This is a genomic window from Candidatus Pelagibacter communis, assembly GCF_001180165.1.
In the GTDB taxonomy this organism is placed as follows: domain Bacteria; phylum Pseudomonadota; class Alphaproteobacteria; order Pelagibacterales; family Pelagibacteraceae; genus Pelagibacter; species Pelagibacter ubique_P.
Genome location: NZ_CVSQ01000037.1, coordinates 1 through 1240, shown reverse-complemented (window position 1 = coordinate 1240; position 1240 = coordinate 1). Strand labels below are relative to the sequence as shown.

The following is a 1240-nucleotide window of genomic DNA, read 5'->3' as shown; positions in this document are numbered from 1 at the left end:
GAAAGTAAAAATTTAAAAAAAATAAGTCAATTTTTTTCAAAAGAATACAAACCATATGTTATTGGAAAAATTTTAAATGGTAAAAACAAAGTTAATTTAAATGGTTCTATCAACTGGCATCAATAGAATTAGAACAGCTGTATTTATTTCAGGGACAGGCAGTAATTTAGAATCTTTAGTTAAATTTTCTAAAACTAAATTATCTCCTATATCAATTAACTTTATTGTTTCAAATAACTCTAAGGCAAAGGGTTTAAATTATGCCAAAAAATTTAAAATTAAAAAAAAAGTTTTTAATTTTAAAAACAAAAAATTAAGTGAAAATAAGATACTCTCTATCTTAAAAAAAAATAATATTGAAATGATTTGTCTAGCTGGATTTATGAAAATTTTATCAAAAAATTTTATAAAAAAATTTAAAGGAAAAATTTTAAATATACACCCCTCTTTACTGCCTAAATATAAAGGATTAAATACTCACCAAAGAGTATTAAATAATAGGGAAAAATACTCAGGATGCACTGTTCATTTTGTGAATGCTAGATTAGACTCGGGGAAGATTATTCTACAAAAGAAGGTAAAAATTTCAAAAAAAGATACTGAGTCCTCTCTTGCTAAAAAAATTTTAGTTCAAGAGCATAAACTGTACCCTAAAGCTATATTAAAAGTTTTTAATCTTTAAAGAAAAAATCTATTTCAATTTTAGCATTTTCAACACTATCTGATCCGTGAACAGAGTTTTTGTCTATTGAAATCCCATATTTTTTTCTAATAGTACCTTCCTCTGCATCCTCTGGATTTGTAGCACCCATTAATTCTCTATTTCCTAAAACTGCATTGTCTTTTTCAAGAACCATTACAACTATAGGACCTGAGGATAAATATGCACATAAATCATTATAAAATGGTTTGGTTTCATGAACTTTATAAAACTTTTCAGCTTCTGATTTTTCAATTTGGATTTTTTTTTCTTTTAAAATTGTAAAACCATTAGATTTAAACATTTCTTTAATTTCATTCTCTAGATTTCTTTCCACTGCATCTGGTTTTATAATTGATAATGTTTGTTCTAAATTACTCATAATTATCCTCTATTAGTTTGTTTAATAATCTCACTCCATAACCTGTTGCCCCACCAGAATTTAATGCTCCTCCATATTTAGAAAATGCCATTCCTGCTATATCTAAGTGTGCCCAAGGTGTTTTATTTAAAATAAATCTTTGCAAAAATTGAGCAGCC

The 1240-nt window shown here is 26.0% G+C and carries 2 protein-coding genes and 1 pseudogene; 1 reads left to right on the top strand and 2 read right to left on the bottom strand.

The annotated features are described in order from the left end of the window. Positions 1–100 precede the first annotated feature (100 nt). The gene (gene purN / locus AMN88_RS02185; RefSeq protein ID WP_075536222.1) at positions 101–682 is read left to right on the top strand and encodes a phosphoribosylglycinamide formyltransferase; all 582 of its coding nucleotides are present in this window, start codon (positions 101–103) and stop codon (positions 680–682) included. Here the strand turns inward: purN and ndk are convergent. Together ndk and AMN88_RS02175 are read right to left on the bottom strand one after the other, a co-directional pair. Further along, positions 672–1082, bottom strand: a complete 411-nt coding sequence (gene ndk, locus AMN88_RS02180; RefSeq protein ID WP_075536221.1) for a nucleoside-diphosphate kinase — start codon at positions 1080–1082, stop codon at positions 672–674. The genes purN and ndk overlap by 11 nt on opposite strands. Continuing rightward, a pseudogene (locus AMN88_RS02175) lies at positions 1075–1240 on the bottom strand (leucyl aminopeptidase); the annotation flags it as partial. The gene ndk and the pseudogene AMN88_RS02175, both read right to left, overlap by 8 nt.